The 15,680-nt window shown below is 71.0% G+C and carries 10 protein-coding genes; 3 read left to right on the top strand and 7 right to left on the bottom strand.

Going from position 1 to position 15,680, the window contains the following annotated elements; all coding sequences use genetic code 11:
• Window positions 1-75 precede the first annotated feature (75 nt).
• Window positions 76-723 carry a TetR/AcrR family transcriptional regulator gene (locus ACFXMF_RS06445; RefSeq protein ID WP_360317215.1) on the bottom strand — a complete coding sequence of 216 codons (648 nt, stop codon included), beginning with the start codon at window positions 721-723 and terminating at the stop codon, window positions 76-78.
• A gap of 294 nt (window positions 724-1,017) precedes the next feature.
• Here ACFXMF_RS06445 and ACFXMF_RS06440 point away from each other — a divergent pair, with 294 nt between their 5' ends.
• From ACFXMF_RS06440 to ACFXMF_RS06430, 3 genes are all read left to right on the top strand, one after another.
• Complete coding sequence (locus ACFXMF_RS06440; protein ID WP_360317218.1) at window positions 1,018-1,971, top strand: tetratricopeptide repeat protein; 954 nt, start codon at window positions 1,018-1,020, stop codon at window positions 1,969-1,971.
• Between the two features lie 457 nt (window positions 1,972-2,428).
• Window positions 2,429-3,055, top strand: coding sequence for a DUF6230 family protein (locus ACFXMF_RS06435; protein WP_360317220.1), 627 nt, complete (start codon window positions 2,429-2,431; stop codon window positions 3,053-3,055).
• Window positions 3,056-3,131: 76 nt separating this feature from the next.
• Window positions 3,132-4,883 carry a DUF6114 domain-containing protein gene (locus ACFXMF_RS06430; RefSeq protein WP_379988692.1) on the top strand — a complete coding sequence of 584 codons (1,752 nt, stop codon included), beginning with the start codon at window positions 3,132-3,134 and terminating at the stop codon, window positions 4,881-4,883.
• 79 nt (window positions 4,884-4,962) lie between these two features.
• On the opposite strand, the gene ACFXMF_RS06425 is transcribed toward ACFXMF_RS06430, so the two are convergent.
• The 6 genes from ACFXMF_RS06425 to ACFXMF_RS06400 form a co-directional block, all read right to left on the bottom strand.
• Window positions 4,963-5,706, bottom strand: coding sequence for an SUKH-3 domain-containing protein (locus tag ACFXMF_RS06425; protein WP_360317226.1), 744 nt, complete (start codon window positions 5,704-5,706; stop codon window positions 4,963-4,965).
• The gene (locus ACFXMF_RS06420) at window positions 5,703-6,125 is read right to left on the bottom strand and encodes a YwqJ-related putative deaminase (RefSeq protein ID WP_360317228.1); all 423 of its coding nucleotides are present in this window, start codon (window positions 6,123-6,125) and stop codon (window positions 5,703-5,705) included. The genes ACFXMF_RS06425 and ACFXMF_RS06420 overlap by 4 nt, the downstream gene beginning before the upstream one ends.
• Window positions 6,126-6,157: 32 nt before the next feature.
• Window positions 6,158-7,165, bottom strand: coding sequence for an SMI1/KNR4 family protein (locus ACFXMF_RS06415; RefSeq protein ID WP_379988693.1), 1,008 nt, complete (start codon window positions 7,163-7,165; stop codon window positions 6,158-6,160).
• A gap of 69 nt (window positions 7,166-7,234) precedes the next feature.
• Complete coding sequence (locus tag ACFXMF_RS06410) at window positions 7,235-7,723, bottom strand: SMI1/KNR4 family protein (RefSeq protein ID WP_360317234.1); 489 nt, start codon at window positions 7,721-7,723, stop codon at window positions 7,235-7,237.
• Window positions 7,720-15,315, bottom strand: a complete 7,596-nt coding sequence (locus ACFXMF_RS06405) for a toxin glutamine deamidase domain-containing protein (RefSeq protein ID WP_379988694.1) — start codon at window positions 15,313-15,315, stop codon at window positions 7,720-7,722. The genes ACFXMF_RS06410 and ACFXMF_RS06405 overlap by 4 nt, the downstream gene beginning before the upstream one ends.
• Window positions 15,315-15,641, bottom strand: coding sequence for a hypothetical protein (locus ACFXMF_RS06400; RefSeq protein WP_360317238.1), 327 nt, complete (start codon window positions 15,639-15,641; stop codon window positions 15,315-15,317). Before ACFXMF_RS06400 ends, ACFXMF_RS06405 begins: the two co-directional genes overlap by 1 nt.
• Window positions 15,642-15,680: the final 39 nt, after the last annotated feature.

Here is a 15,680-nt window from a genome sequence, read left to right as displayed (position 1 = left end):
ACGCCGGCGGGGCTGATTCGCCTCATGCGCCGGCCGGGCTGGGTTCGCCTCATGCGCTGGCGGGGCTGATTTGTCTCAGGTGCCTGTGGGGGTGGGCGGGTGGGGGAGTAGGCCGGTTACGACGAAGGTGGTGAAGTGTTGGACCCAGGTGTCCGTGGCGGGTTCGGCGGTCAGCAGGATGTGGTGGACGACCGTGCCGGCGATGATGTCGAAGATCAGGTCGACGTCGAGGGCGGCCGGGGTGGTGATTTCGCCGCGGGCGTGGGCTCGGGCGCGGCCTTCGACGACGAGGCGTTTTTGCGGGTCGACGACCTCTTCGCGGATGCGTCGGCGTAGGGCCGGGTCGCTGGTGGAGTCGGCGACCAGGCCCATCAGGGCCGTGCGCATCTCCGGGCGGCCCAGGAGTGCGGCGAAGCGGCGGACCACGTCTTCGATGTCCGCGCGTAGATCCGGGCCCCGATCGGACAGTCGGAGCGTGCCGAGCATCTCGGCGACCGCGGCGATGGCCAGGTCGTGCTTGGAGTGCCACCGGCGGTAGAGCGTGGTCTTGGCCACGCCCGCCCGCGCGGCGACGTCGCCCATGGTCAGCCCGGCCCATCCGCCGTCGGCCAGCAACGAGCGGGCCGCGTCCAGGATCGCGTCGTCCGCGGTGGCGCTGCGCGGGCGTCCCTTGCGCTGTATGGGTGGGCCGTCCGCACCGTCTTCCGCCGATTCGTCGTACACGGGCGGTCATGTTACCGGCAGGTATGGTGCCCGGCGGTGGTGCAACTCACATCCGTCATTGCGGATCCTACGGTCGCATTCCCCCGGGCGGGCCCCTTACGCTACGAGCCGTAGCGAATCGCGGTGCCTGGATGGGGATTCGAGCACACGATCGCGACTGACGGCCCGTCAAGGGTCGTCGTCCGTCCCGGGGCCCGCATCCTGCGGGGACCGGGACGCGACGAGGCTTCGAGAACGTGCGCCGGTGGTTCGCCCCGTGCATCGTTCGGCTTGCTCTCGGGGGAAGATGTCTACATGCAGCCACGGAACATGTCCATGCGCGGAGTAGTCGACCTCGGTGCGGTCAAGGCCGCCGCCGACAACGCCGCCAAACGTGCGGCCGCGCCGGCCGGGAAGCCCGCCGCCGCGTCCGGTGGCCAACGGGTCGTCATCGACGTCACCGAGGCCACCTTCGAGACCGAAGTACTCGCGCTTTCCCAACAGGCCCCCGTCGTGATCGACTTCTGGGCCGAGTGGTGCCAGCCGTGCAAACAGCTCAGCCCGCTGCTGGAGCGCCTGGCCGAGGAATACGCCGGCCGGTTCGTGCTCGCCAAGATCGATGTCGACGCCAACCCGCGTCTCGCCCAGGAGTTCGGCATCCAGGGCATCCCCGCCGTGATGGCCGTCCTGGGCGGTCAACTCGCGCCGCTGTTCCAGGGCGTGGTGCCCGAGCAGCAGGCTCGGCAGGTGCTGGACCAGCTCGTCCAGCTCGGCGAGGAGCGCTTCGGTCTGACCGGCGTCGTGGTCGACGGCGAACCGGCCGCCCCGGTCGAGGACGAGGACGAGGAGCCCGCCGGCGACCCGCTGCTCGCGGCCGCCGACGAGGCGCTGGAGACCGGCGATTTGGACGGTGCGGCCCAGGCGTTCCGCAACGTGCTCTCCGACCACCCGGCACACGCCGAGGCCAAGCTGGGCCTGATCAACACCGAACTCCTGCTGCGCACGCAGGGCGTGGACGCGGACAAGGCGCGCGCGGATGCCGCCGAGCGGGCGGACGACGTCGCGGCGCAGACGCTCGCGGCCGACCTGGACATCCTGGACGGCCGAGCGGACGAGGCGTTCGCTCGACTCGTGGAGACCGTGCGGCGCACCTCGGGCGAGGACCGGAACACCGCGCGACTGCACCTGCTCGACCTGTTCGAGATCGTCGGCGCGGACGACCCGAGGGTGCCCAAGGCGCGGATGGCGCTTGCGGGCGTGCTCTTCTGATCCTGCGTCAGGCGCTGATCCTGTCGACGAAGCCCCGGTCGTTCTCGTTTCCGAGAGCGGGCGGGGCTTCGTCTTTACGCATCTTTGACCAAGGGCCATTTCCCTGGCCCTGCGTGGCATTTGGTGACCTCCGAGTGATTCTTTAACGGACATATCCGGGAAAAATGGAGCACTTGGTGGGGGTGTCGACGTCGCGCTGTGATGCGGTGGCGGGTGCCGTCCGAAGGGCGGCGTTACTCGCCGGTAACGAACCTCTTGTGTGCCGACCCGGTCGTGAAAGATGATCGGGCCGCTCGATCCGTGTCCCCTCAGCTCCGGCAGCCGGTCGGTGGCTCGGACGCGGACCTCCCCATCCAGGCCGTGCCGGTCCGTCCCAGGACAGGCAGGCCCTCCCTCCATGCCCCGCCACGTGCGGCCCTGGTCCGCATGAGGCGGGGACTCTGTCCCGAGGAGGACCATGGACAAGAAGGTTCAGGCGGGTAGCGGCAAGACCCGCTGGAAGCGGTTCGGTATCACCCTCATCCCGGTCGCGGCGCTCACCGTCGGCATGTTCGCGGGCGTCGCCAGCGGTGCCGTCCCGGTCAACATCACCGTCTCCGGCGGCAGCTTCAAGGTCTCCGCCGACGAACTGGACGCCAACCAGTTCTCCCAGTACGGCGGGCACTACGAGACCAAGAACGGCAGGATCGTGCCGGTGGCCACCGCGGCGATCGGCGACGCCAAGATCACCAAGCTGTGTCAGTCGGTGAACGCGTTCGGCGTCGTGCTGCGCATCGAGGCCGGCGGCAACGGTACGCCCGCCACGGCGAAGGACATGCGGCTGTCGATGGACGGACTCGACGGTGACGCCGAGTTCACCAACATCGACATCGGTGTCGACGCCTCGACGATGGCCCAGGGTTCGTCCGACTGGGCCAAGGGCCCCAAGGTGGGCGGCAACGGCGCACCGACGATGTTCGGCCAGCAGGCCGACCACGCGAAGTTCACCAAGGTCAAGCAGACCGCGTGGCTGGTCCAGGCCGGTCAGTTCTATCTGAAGGACCTGCACCTCACGGTCGGGGGCGGCAGCAAGGAGTGCTTCTGACCTGTCGTCGGCCGCAGGCGGGCTTCCCGCCCGCGGCCGTTCGGCCAACGCGGAGCACCACTCCAGGGAGTAATTCGTGACCGAAGAACAGCCGCACCCGAACGCGATCGGGCGCGGGTGGCAGGCGTTTCGGACCTGGCGGCGAGCCCGTCCGTTCTGGGCCGGAGTATTCAGCATCCTGGCCGCCGGGCCGATTCTGTACGCGCCCTACGCGGCACTCAACGCCGGTGACGTGACCGTGCAACTCCAGCAGTTCGGCGGGGTCTCGGCGCTGTTCATCGGCGCCATCCTGATCATGTGCGGCATCGCGATCTGGTTCAACCCGCAAGCCCGGGTCTACCTCGGGGTCTTCGTGATCCTGGTGTCGCTCGTGTCGTTCATCGTCGCCACGTTCGGCGGATTCGGCGTCGGCATGTTGTTCGGCCTGATCGGCGGCACGCTCGCGGTCTCCTGGGTCTATCTGCCACCGGACGCGCCGGACGACGAGCACGTCGACGACGACGAGGGCGGCGAGGGCGGCGAGGGCGGCGACGGGGATCGGGGTGCGCCGGACGACACGCTCGTGGAGGACGGTTTCCTGGTCCAGGCGATGAACGGGAAGGACGCCGATGCCTCGGGGGAAGCACCGACCGGGTCGGTGACGAACCGACCCGGTGACAGTGCCCGAGGGAGCGTCTCGCCGCGGACGGCGCTCACGGTGATCGCGACGGCGATGGTCGGGGTGGTGGGCGTCGTCGGGATCGCGCACGCGTCGCCCAGCGATCCGTTGCCCGACAACCCGTACTCGGACGGCCCCTGCGTCTCGGCGAGTCCCACGACCTCGTCGAGCGCCTCGGCCGCGCCGAGCACGTCGAGCGCGGCGCCGAGCACGACGGCCACCAAGTCGGCGGGTTCGACCGCCGCCGGCAAGGCGGGCAGCCGACCCTCGACGGACCCGACTGCGGCGGCCGACGGTCGGGTGGTGGCGCCGAAGGCACCACAGGGCACGGCGGCGCAGACTACGGCGCCGACGAGCAAGGCGCCCGAGTTTCGGCTGCCCGAGCTGAAGCTGCCGGAACTCAAGCTGCCGGAACTGAAGTTGCCCGGCCTGCCCGGGCTCGGACTGCCGGGGGCCGACCGGCCCTCGACGGCGCCGCCCGTTCCGGCGTCGGCACCGCCGGCGGCCCCGGCATCGGCGGCACCGCCGGCGGCCGCGGCCGGTCGCACCCCCTCGGCGCCGGCGTCGACGCCTCCCGCGACGACATCCGGCAAACCGTCGGCGAAGCCCTCGACGACGTCGGCCAAACCGTCGGCCACGTCGGCCACGTCGTCCTCGGCGGTGCCGAAGGACGGCAGGACACCCTTTCCGTGCCCGGTGCAGGGACCCGTGAACGCCAAGAGCGGCGGGGGACTCCCGCCGGTCGCGGTCGACCCGTTGGTGCTGAAGTCCAGCCTGTTGGCGATGGCCGGCCTGAACTATGAGGGCGTGGTGAAGGTCGAGACCCTCGCGGGCGGTGAGGAGAACGCGCTCAAGTTCACCGTGTCCAAGGGCATCGACATCTGGAACATGTCGATGACGGTGAAGGAGGCGGGCGGCAAGGACGTCGTCATCTCGTCCGACGAGGGCAGCAAGTCCTGGATGGACGCGGACATTCCGACGACGATGTACGTGAAGTACCTCAAGGGCAACATCTTCGGGATCATCCCGATCACGTTCACGCCCGAGAGTCCGCCGCCGATCAACGTTCCGATCGTGTTCTTCACGAACGTCGAGAGCGCGATGTACGCCCAATTGGGCGGCAAGTTGCACATCCCCGGCTACGGGATCAACAAGACCAACGTGAAGTAGCCGACCCGTCGGGCCGATGCGCCCCGGAACCCACGCGGTTCCGGGGCGCGTTCACGTTCGGTGGCCCGTTCGGGCGGCCCTACGCGTCCACGTAGCGTTCGCGGAACATGGCCAGCACGTTGGCGGTCGGCAGGCTCGGCCACAGGGTCACGCGGCCGTTGCGGCGGTCCACGATCCACTGGCCGGCGCCGACGTTGGCCATCGGGTCCGGGTTCGGGTAGATCGCCTGGACCAGCCAGCCGTACTCGAACTCGGTCATCACGAAGTCACTCGGCGCGTTCGGACCGCCGCCGACCACGTGCCGGCGGGCCTTGTCCCGGGCCTCGCGCTCGTCGATCGGCCGCGGCGGCAGCGGTGCGTCGGCCGGTGTCAGGTTCAGCCGGGTCGGCCGGCGGCCCTCGATCAACGCGATCAGCGCGCCGTCGAAGGTGTCGGCGACGTGCCACAGATCGCCCCACCACAGGTACACCGCGCCGCGCGGATCCATCGCCAACCGACCGCGACCCAGGTCGTATTCGCCGACCGGGGTGAGCGGGCGGCCCAGCGCCGCGCCGTACGCGGCGAGCAGGTCGCCCGCGTACAGCCCGACCAGCGGGTCGATCCGGAACGGCATTCGGGACATGTCCACGCCGGGGCCGTACTGATGCACCGTCATCCCGCCGAACTCCCACAGCGCCTTGATCGCGCTCGGCGGGACGTCGATCCCGGCCGTGCCCAACGCGCGGTACCAGCGCAGCAGTTCCTCTTCCGGGATGTGGATGCCGGGTTGCCAACCGGTGGCCGTGAGGGCCTGGACCACGGCCTCGGGGAAACGATCGCTCATGACGCGGGCACCTCCAGGATGGTGACCCCCAGGTCCGCCAGCGCCGGTGCGCAGGACGAGCAGGGCGGGATCGGCCGTTCGTGCGCGGGGTCGTTCGGCTCGCGCAGCAGGATCGCGGCCAGCGCCGCGCCGTCGAGCAGCCGGCGCATCCGGTCGAGCACGACCTCGTGATCGGGATCGTGGCTGCCCTCGGCGGCCAACGAGGCTTCCGCCTCGACCGCGACCTGGGACAACAACAGGGCGTCGGGGCAACGCCCGTGGAACACCGAGCGCATCGCGGGTTCGGTGCGGTCGAGCAGCGCGGCCACGGCCGGGTGCAGGTCCACGATCGTGGTGTGTGCGCTCACCGCCGTCATCGGTTCCAGGCCGGGGCGTTGCAACGCCGCACCGACGCCGGGAGGCAGCAGATTGTCGAACATCGGTCTTCGTCCGTTCCCTTCGTGATGCCGCGTCAGGGACGCAGGTCGGCGGGCAGACCCGTGCCCGCTCGGTTGTCGACGACCGGTCGGTAGTGCCCGCCCGCGACCGCCGTGCGGGCGATCTCGTCGAGTTCGTCGGGCACTTGCACCAGTTCGTCGGCCAGCAGCGTGGTGAGGTCGCCGGCCAGTCGGGACATCAGGGCGACGGTCGCCCCCGGGGTGTCGCCCTGCCGGGCGTACCGGTCGTCGTTGTCCCAGTACCAGACCGAACCGGCGTCCTCCCCTTGCGTCTTGAGTACCAAGGCACCGCCCTGGACCCACGCGACGGCCAGGAAATCGGCGGTCAGCCGATCGGTGAATCGGGCCGCGACGTCGAGCAGGTCGTAGGGGTCGTATTCGCCGTAGAGGTTGAGGAACTGCTGGTCCAGCACGAACCCGTGGCGCAGGTGCACGGCCGGCCGCGCCGGTGGGCCGCCGCCGTTGTCGATCAGCAACGCCCGGTAGGCATCGGGGAGTCGGTACTTGAGGTACTTGTGCTCCAGGTGGCTCAGGTCGCCGTCGGTGAGCGGCCGACCCACCTGGAGGCGGGCCGGCACCTGGGCCTGCTCGACCGGGCTCCACAGGCCGGTGCGTTCCCGGTCCACGGTCATCGTGGCCACGCCGCCGTGGTGCAGGATCGCGTTCGCGACGTCGACCGGGACCAGGTGGAGCCGGCGTGCGTGCGGCGCGTGGTGCCAGGTCCACCCGCGCGGGGTCGCGGTCTCGACCAGGTCGGCGTACAGCGGGTCGCCGGCGCCGGCCGTCGCGAGATTGGCGGCGATCACGTCGGTGACCCGGGCCTCGTCGATGCCCAGGCCCGGCGGTACCGGGCCGGTCTCGATCACCGCTCGCGCGTACGGCAGGAAGTCCGGGAATCCGTACAGGTCGACGAAGATACCGTCCGGGTATACCCGGCTGCGCGACGTGCGGCCGAAATCGACGATCGAACCCGCGAATTCAGCGGCCGGAGAGCCGCCGTGCTCGGTGCCGGTGTCGGTCATGCCGCAGTCCTCTCCTTCGTGTCCGTCCGGTATTCCGTCGAGGCGGGGTCGGGTGTCATCGCTCCCACCTCAGAATTCGGGATCCAGGAACGGGGAGGTCGGATCGATCTCCCACAGCTCCAGGAATTGGGCGAACGTATCGGCCACCTTGCGCAGATTGTTGGCCGAGATGTATTCCGGGGTGTATTCCTCGTCGGTGTCGAGCGTCGATTCGCTCCAATACCAGAGGGAGCCGGATTCCGGCTCGGTGACCTTGATCGCCACCATTCCGGTGGTGAGTCGGGTGACCGGCAGATAATCCAGGGTGAGTACGTCCCGGCAATAGCCGTGCGCGTAGAGCAACTCGGTGTGCGGGTCACCGCCGGTCCGATAGCCGTAGAGGTCGTCCTCGGGGTCCAGGCCGCGCGGCATGAGCTGGGCGGCGACCGGGAAATCGGCGCCGTTGGTCGCGGCCAGCCAGGCCCGATACTCGGCCGGCAGGGCGAACCCGAGTTTTGCTTCGAGTTCGCGCAGGGCTTCTTCCGAGAGTGTTCCTCGCGGCGTCAATTCGACGGTCACGGTTGTGCTCCAGGGTTGCCGGTCGAGGTATTGGTCGAGGGGGTGGGGGCCATGGCACTGGCGATCCCGCCGTGATGTTTCACCGCGTAGTGTACTGCGAACGGTATGAGCATCATGGTTCGTGTGCCCTCGACGTGGTGCCAGACGTAACCCGGCGCGGTGCGGCCGGATCGCACGCCGTTCCACATCGGATCGTTCCGGAACTCCGCATTGCCCTGGCGAATATCCAGCTTGCGCTGTTCGTCGTTCGCTTCCGCGCGGGCTTCCTTGAATTTCTTGGTGCCGTCCGGGCCGGGCGGGAAACTGCTGCGCTCGGGCGGAGTGACGACGGTGTGCGGAAGATTGATCGTGCGCACCGCGTAGGGGGTGAAGTCCGGATAACCCTGGAGATTGATATAGACGCCGTCGGGGAAGTGGTTGGCCAGCGTCGGGCTTGCGAAGTGCACGATCTGGCCCGCGTACCCCGAGTTGATCGGGTAGCGAGGTGCGCCGGTCATGACCCGGCCACGCGTCGCCAACTCGGCACGGCGCGCGTCCAGGTCGGCTCCGGTCAGCAGCTCCCCGTTGTCCCCGCGCAACAGCCGGTCGAACTCGTCCCGGGCCTGCCGCTCGGCACTGGTGAGGTCCTCGGGCGTCGGGTGGTTGACCAACGCGTCGATGCCGTTGCCGTCGAACATGCGCAGGAGCTTGGCCCGGTTGAGGTTGGTCCGCGGCGGTGCGCCGGTGTCCGGGTGCGGGTTGTCCGAGCGCACGCTCTGCGGCATCTCGAACTCGGCGTCACCACGATGGGTGTCCCAGGTCAGGTCCGCGCGGTCCGCCATGAAGGACGGATCGCGCGGGGCGGCGAGGTCGTACGGCGACTGGCCGCCGCGGACGTCGTCGGGCTTCGGCGGGTTCGGATTGCTCGGGGGCGTGCCGTTGCTCGGAGCCGGTGTGGGGTTGGGGTTCGCCGCGGCGTTGGGGTCGAAGCTCTCCGCCGCCGGCCGGGTCGCCATGAAGGCCGCGACCTCGCGCTCGATGTCGTCGCGCCGACCGTCGTGCGTGGTCGGCCGGTCGCCGGTCGGGCTCGCCGTGGTCGCGGGCTCGCCGAGCGGCCTCGGGTTGGGGCGCATCGGCGACACCAGCGGTGGCGTGGTGTCGATCGGAGCCGGCGGGTTGTTCTGGGCGTGCCTCGGCGGCGGCGGGGTGGCCGGCGTCGCGGCCGGGTTCGTCGCCGGATTCGGGTTGTTGCCGGGCCCGGTCGGGTTCGGCAGCGAACCCGGCATCGGCCCCGTGACGTTCGTCGGCAGATCGCCGGGCGCGGGGTGGACCGGGCCGGTTTGGAACGGTTGTTGCTGGTGCGGCGCGGGCTGGACCGGCGGTGGGTTGTGCGGGGCCGGGTGGACCGGGCCGGTCTGGAAGGGCTGTTGCTGGTGCGGCGCGGGCTGGACCGGCGGTGGGTTGTGCGGGGCCGGGTGGACCGGGCCGGTCTGGAACGGTTGTTGCTGGTGCGGCGCGGGCTGCACCGGTGGTGGGTTGTGCGGGGCCGGGTGGACCGGTTGCTGGTTGTACGGGTTGTTCTGGACCGGCTGCTGCTGGTGCGGGCCGGGTTGGTTGTCGGGCCCCGGTTGCTGGGGCGGCTGGTTGTACGGGTTCGGCTGCACCGGGGCCTGCTGGTGGGGGGCGGGCTGGTGCGGTTGTTGGTTGTACGGGCCCGGTTGTTGCTGCTGGTTGTACGGGTTCGGCTGTACCGGGGCCTGCTGGTGGGGCGCGGGCTGGTGCGGCTGGTTGTACGGGGTCGGCTGCACCGGCTGCTGGTTGTACGGGTTCGTTTGGACCGGCTGCTGGTGGTGCGGTTGTGCGTACGGGCCCGGCTGTTGCTGCTGGGTGTACGGGTTCGGCTGTACCGGGGTCTGCTGGTGGGGGGCAGGCTGGTGCGGTTGCTGGTTGTACGGCCCCGGTTGTTGCTGCTGGTGCTGGGTGTACGGGGTCGGCTGCACCGGTTGCTGGTTGTAGGGGTTCGTTTGCACCGGCTGCTGGTGGTGCGGCTGTGCGTACGGGCCCGGCTGCTGCTGGGTGTACGGGCTCGGCTGGACCGGGGGCTGCTGCTGGTACGGGTTGGGCTGCACCGGGTGCTGGTTGTACGGGTTGACCGGGGGTTGCTGCTGCTGGTGGTGCGGCAGCGGAGGTGCCGGCGGAGGTGGCGGTGCGACGGGCTGGGTGACCGGCGGGGCCGTCATCGAGATCGGCTGGGCGTTCGGGTCCAGCGTGATGGCGTAGACGCTGGTCGCGTTCGGCTGCGGGAAGTCGCTGGTCTGGCCCGTCTGCGGGTCGACGTAGAGGACGTGGCCGCCGATGTTGACCGCGGCCCAGGCATGCGAACTCCGCACGACCTTGACCGAGCCGTCCGGCTGGACCTCGTTGCGGTCCGGCCACTCGGTGACGATGTAGGAGATCGAGCCGGGGCCCGAGGCCCGCAACGCCGCCTCCAACTCGGCGAAACCGGCGGCCGGGTTGTTCGAGCCGTCCGGGTTGACGCCCAGTCGGCTCCACGGCGCGTTCGTCTCCTGCCCGGCGCGCGCCATGCCGTCGGTTTCACCGGTGTTCTCGCCCGGCATGCGGGCCGCGGACACCTCCGGTCGCCCGAACCAGGTGCGGCCGAACGCCAGGACACCGTCCAGGCAGTTGATGTTGCGGCCGGGTACCTGGATCCCGCCGTCGTTCTGCAGCCGGAACCAGCGACCGTTGCGCGGGTCCGGGTGCACGACCGGGGTGCCGTCCGGGTTGCGCGGCACCGCGTTGTTCAGCGCTGCGGCGTCGCTCCAGTTGGGCGGAAGCAGGCCGCCGGGCTGGTGGAACGGTCGCCCCGCGGACAGCGGTGGGCGGTTCGCGATCGGACTGGCCGGGGCGGCCGGTGGGGCGTGGTGCGGCATCGGCTGCGCGTACGGGTTGTTCGCGACCGGCGCGTTGCCGTACGGCGTCCCGTTGTAGGGGGACGGCCCGTTGTGGTTCTGGTTGTACGGGCCGGGCTGGTGCGGCGGGGGAGCCGTCGGACCGGTGTGGTTCGGGCCGGTCGGGACGTTCGGGCCGCGACCGACCAGGCCGCGCATCCGGTCGCCGAGACGCTGGATCGTGTTGCGGAACGGGCCGGCCTGATTCGGCCGCACCGCCGCGCCGGGCGTCGTAGTGGTGACCGGTCCGCCCGGCTGCGGGGTCGGGTCGACGGTGGTGTCGCCGTTGCCGTCCCGAGCCGGGGTGGGTGTCGCGTCCGGGGTCGGATGCGAGGCCAGGTCCGGCTGCCCGGCGGGGTCGGGGTTGGGGGAGGTGTCCTGGTCCGAGGTCGGGTCGGGGTTGGGGGAGCTGTCCCGGTCCGAGGTCGGATCGATGTGTCCGTCCGGCGTCGGGTCGGCGGTCTGCTCCGGCGTCCGGTCGACCGTTTGGTCGGGGGTGGTGTTCGGGTGCGTCGGGTCCGGCGTGGCATCGGTGTGCCCATCCGGCGTCGGGCTCGCGTCCTGGTCCGGAGCCGGGTCCCGGGCGGGGTCGAGGTCGGAATCCGAGGTCGGATCCGGCGTCGGGTCCGCGGCGGCATTCGGGTCGGTGCGCGGTGTCGTCTCCGGCGCCGGGTCCGACGTCGGGTCCGACGTCGGGTCGGGAGTGGCGTCCGACGTGGTGTCGCCGGCCGGGTCCCGGTGCGAGTCGGCGGTCGGCTCGGTCGCCCGGTCGGTGGTCGGCTCGGCTGCCGGGTCGGTCGTCGGGTCGGCGGTCGTGTCGGGTGTGCCGTCCGGCGCCGACGGGTCGGGTGTGCCGTCCGGCGCCGACGGATCGGGCGTGCCGGCGTCCCGGTCGGGCGTCGTTTGCGGCGCCGAATCGGTCTCCGGCTGCTGCGAGTTCGACTGCGGGGCAGGTTGCGCGGTCGGGTCGGCGGACTGCGTGGTCGGCGGCAGCGACATGTCGATCGGCTGCGCGTTCGCGTCCACCGCGATCGCCCAGACCCGATTCTGGTCCGGATACGGCTCGGGCATGACCTCGCCCGACTGCGGGTCGACCCACAGGACTTCGCCGTCCACGTTGATCGCGGCCCACGCGTGCGAGACCTGGCCGGTCTCGATGGTGCCGTCCGGATTCACCTTCGGCTCGGTCGGCCTGGACGTGACGATGTACGTCATCGCGCCCGGCCCCGCGTCACGCAGCCGTGCCTCGATGTCGCCGTACGCGCCGGCGGTGTCGGTGCTGCCGTCCGGGCGCCGGGCGAGCGGGGTCCAGTTCGTGCCGAGCTCGCGCTGGGCCCGCTCCGGGGCGCCGACCTCACCGGTCGTTTCACCGGGGATGCGCGGCGCGGCCACCTCCGGTCGGCCGAACCAGGTGTTGCCGAAGGCCAGTACGGCATCGACGCAGTTGTTGTCGCGGCCGGGCACCTGGGTGCCGCCGTCGTTCTGGAGCCCGAACCAGTGGCCGTCGCGCGGGTCCGGGTGCACCTGCGGCGTACCGTCGGCGTTGCGTGGCACGGCGACGTTCAGCACGGACTGGTCGCTCACGCTCGGCGGCATCAGGCCGCCGGGCTCGTACAGCGGGCGGCCGTCGTTGAGCTGCGGACGACCGGCGATCGGACTGGTCGGATTCCGTGGTGCGTCCGGCCGGTCGGGCCGCGGGTTCGCGTCGGTCGTGGCCGGCGAGTTCGCGTACGGAGTCGAGTCGTAGGTGGTGTTCGGCTCCGGTCGGGTGCTCGGATCGACGGTCGGCGAGGTGTTCGGGCCTCGGCCGAAGAGGTTGCGGATCCGGTCGCCGAGTCCGCCCACCGCGTTGTCGACCCGACCGCTCGGATCCGGGTTGCCCGGTGTGCCGGGGCGGGGGCCCGTCGGGTTGCCGGCCGGTGTCAGGTTCAGGATGCCGACACCGCCGCCGTCCCGGGTCGGTGTGCCGTCCTGCTCCGAACGCGGCGCGGAGTCCCGCGCGGGGTCGGTGGTGGGGCCGGCGATCGTCGGCTCGGCGGTGAGGTTGGTGTCCCGGTTCGGATCCTGGTTCGGATCCTGGTTCGGGCCGTGGTTCGGATCCTGGCGGGTGTCCGGCGTCGGGTCCGCGGCCGGGTCCGGCTCGGCATCCTGTCGGTGTTCCGGCGTGGTGTCGCCGGTCGGGTCCTGTCGGGCGTCCGAGGTGGGCTCGGGCGTCGGGTCGGAGGTCCGGTCGGTCGTCGGGTCCGACGTCGGGTCGGGCGTCGACTCGGGCCGGGATTCCGGCCGGGTCTCCGGGGTCGCGTCGGGCGTCGGGTCCGACCGGTTCTCCGGCGTCGGGTCGGACTTCGGGTCGGCGGTCGGGTCCGGTCGGGCGTCCCGGTTCGGATCCGTGTGGCCTTCCGGCGTCGGGTTCGCGTCGTGGTCCGGCGTCGGGTCCGTGTTCGGGTCCGTCGTCGATCCCGGCGTCCGGTCCGGCGTGGTTCCGTTCGGGCCAGTCGCGTGGTTGGGGGTGTTGCCGGCCGAGCCGTCCTGGCGTTGGCCGGGAATGCGGCTCGTGTCCGGCGAGGTGTTGCTCGGTGTCGTCCCGGTGGTCGGCGAAGTGCCGTTCGAGGAAGCCGAGTTCGGAGTGGTCGGGCCGGTCGGGCCGCCGGTGGTCGGCGTCGCGGCGCCCGTCGGTCGGGTCGCGGTCGGCGTACCGGTGGAGTTCGTTGTGGCCGAAGTGTCGTTGCTGGCACCGGAGTTGGACGTCGTACCGGCGCCGGTACCCGGGTTGGTACCCGTCCCGGTACCCGCACTCGTGGCCGTGGCCGCACCCGTGCTCGCCGCCGCGGTCGTCGCAGCCGTCGTGCTCGTCGTCGACACGTTGGTCGTCGTGCTCGGACCGGACGTCGACGGCGTCGTGGACGAGGACGGCGAGCCGATCGAGGACGAACCGCTCGAGGTGGACGCGGTGCTCGTGGACGCCGTCGTGGTCTGCACGCCGCCGCCGGAAGGCCCGCCGCCCGTCGGCCCGCCGCCCATGGACGGCGAACCACCACTCGGGGCGGCGGAGCCGGTCACGGTCGCCGAGCCGCCCATCGGCGACGCGTTGCCACCGCCCGGCGTACCGCCGGCGGGCATGCCACCCGGCTGCTGACCGCCGCTCGGCGGCGCCTGTACATACGAGTTGTTCTGCGAGGAGCTGCCGTCGTGGCCCGGTACGCCGCGCGGCGCGTCGCTGCTGTGGCCGGTCACTCCCGCCGGCGCGTCCGTCACCGGCGGCGCCGCGGCCGAGGCGTTCTGGGTCGCGACGGGGGTGTGCGAGGGCCGGTAGTCCCCGCCCGTGTTGCCGCCACCGCCACCGGAGTTGCCGGGATTCCCGCCGGAGCTACCGGAGTTGCCACCCGAGTTCCCGTGCTGACCGGAGTTCCCGCCCGAGTTCCCCCCGGAATTCCCGGAGTTCCCGGAGTTCCCCCCGGAATTCCCACCCGAGTTCCCGGAGTCTCCCGAGTTCCCGGACGAATGGTGCGACCCGCCGTTCTGGCCACCGTTCCCGGTCGACCCGCCGTTGCCGCCCCCGCCCCCGTTCGATCCGCCCGACGAGCCGTTGGACCCGCCGCCGCCTCCGTTGGACCCGCCCGAGCCGTTCGACCCGCCGCCCCCGCCGCCGTTCCCGGAGTTCCCGCCGCCCCCGCCGTCCGGGTTGAGCGTCGAATCGATTCTGTTGCCGCCGGTCACCGGCCCGTTGTTGCCGCCCAGGTTCGGCCCGCCGAGGCCCGAAGGGTCGAGGCCGGGGGTGTTGAACGCGCCGCTGACCCGGTCGCCGAGCTTGGACGCGCCGTGGTCGGTCGCACCGCCCAGGCCACCACTGGCGAAGGTCTCCCAGTTCACCGGACCGCCGGTGGCCAGCGTGCCGGCGACCTCGGCGCTCACATTGGAGGTCAGCGAGGTGGTGACGCCCTTGATGCCCACGTCGGCGCCCTCGCCGAAGACCTTCTTGCCGAGGCCGTTCACGCCGATCGCGGCCAGGCCGCCGGCCGCGCCGCCGCCCGCGGCCAGCGCGGTCTGCTTGATCGAGTAGCCGTCCTGCGAACCCCAGGTCATGTGGATGAACTGGGAGATGATGTCGTCGCGCACCTCGGAGAGTGCCTCGAGGGCGACGTTCTTGAGCAGTCGGCGCACCATGGACGCCTCGATCCGCCCCAGCATCCGGCGCAGCACCTGCATGAACGAGAAGCGCAGCGCGGCGGTCGAGGCCGCGGCGGTTCCGGCGGTGATGCCCAGGGTGATCGGAGCCGCCGCGATCTGGGCCAGGATGGCCGCGCCCTGGATGGTCGCCATCGTGACGAACTCGATCTTGGTGGCGTAGATCGTGTCACTCGTGTCGTCCGCCGCGCCGCCGAGTGCCTTGGAAGCCCCTTCCAGGGCCGGGAAGAACGCCTTCTCGCCCTTGCTCAGCTTGTCCCACATCCGAAGGAAGGCTTCCATGCCCTTGCCCTCGTTGGCGGCGTTGAGCTTGTTGACCGCCGCGGCCAGGTCCCCCGCGACCTTGGCGAGTTCGCCGGCGGCGTGTTCCCACGCGTTGCCCAGCGCCTCACACTTGTCCTCGTCGCCCTCCGGCCAGTCGACACCGACCAGCAGTTCGAGGACCTTCTCGACGATTTCCCCCGCTTCGACCGCCATCAGGCCTTGCCACCGAAGCTCTCGCGGTTGTGGTCCTCGGTCTTCTGGTAGTTGCCGGCGGACGTGTCCAAGCCCTTGCCGATCTCGCCGAGACCCTTGGCGAGCGCTTCGAGCGCTTCGAGCACCTTGTCCCGGGCCGGCTTGTACTCCTTCGCGAACCCGTTGCCGAGATCGTCGTCGCCCCAGCATTCGCCGAGACCCTCGATGGACGTCTTGAGCGTCGCCCGTATCTCACCGACGCGCCTTCCCGCGTCCGTGAAAGCCTTGCCCGCCGTCTTGAAGTCCGAGGGAAGGGCCTTGTATCCCGTACCCGCGTCCGCCGTCATGTGAGAACACCCCCGTGTTCCGTGTCTCTCTGGCTGTCG

The sequence above is a fragment of the Embleya sp. NPDC059213 genome (assembly GCF_042754445.1).
Classification (GTDB): Bacteria; Actinomycetota; Actinomycetes; order Streptomycetales; family Streptomycetaceae; genus Embleya.
The sequence above is the reverse complement of the archived record's forward strand: the minus strand, read 5'-3'. Positions and strand labels throughout refer to the sequence as shown.

What these genes read in the sequence shown, in the direction of transcription:
- ACFXMF_RS06405 (WP_379988694.1), bottom strand. Translation starts at nt 15,315, where the DNA reads ATGGCGGTCGAAGCGGGGGAAATCGTCGAGAAGGTCCTCGAACTGCTG.
- ACFXMF_RS06440 (WP_360317218.1), top strand. Translation starts at nt 1,018, where the DNA reads ATGCAGCCACGGAACATGTCCATGCGCGGAGTAGTCGACCTCGGTGCG.
- ACFXMF_RS06415 (WP_379988693.1), bottom strand. Translation starts at nt 7,165, where the DNA reads ATGACCGACACCGGCACCGAGCACGGCGGCTCTCCGGCCGCTGAATTC.
- ACFXMF_RS06435 (WP_360317220.1), top strand. Translation starts at nt 2,429, where the DNA reads ATGGACAAGAAGGTTCAGGCGGGTAGCGGCAAGACCCGCTGGAAGCGG.
- ACFXMF_RS06420 (WP_360317228.1), bottom strand. Translation starts at nt 6,125, where the DNA reads ATGTTCGACAATCTGCTGCCTCCCGGCGTCGGTGCGGCGTTGCAACGC.
- ACFXMF_RS06400 (WP_360317238.1), bottom strand. Translation starts at nt 15,641, where the DNA reads ATGACGGCGGACGCGGGTACGGGATACAAGGCCCTTCCCTCGGACTTC.
- ACFXMF_RS06425 (WP_360317226.1), bottom strand. Translation starts at nt 5,706, where the DNA reads ATGAGCGATCGTTTCCCCGAGGCCGTGGTCCAGGCCCTCACGGCCACC.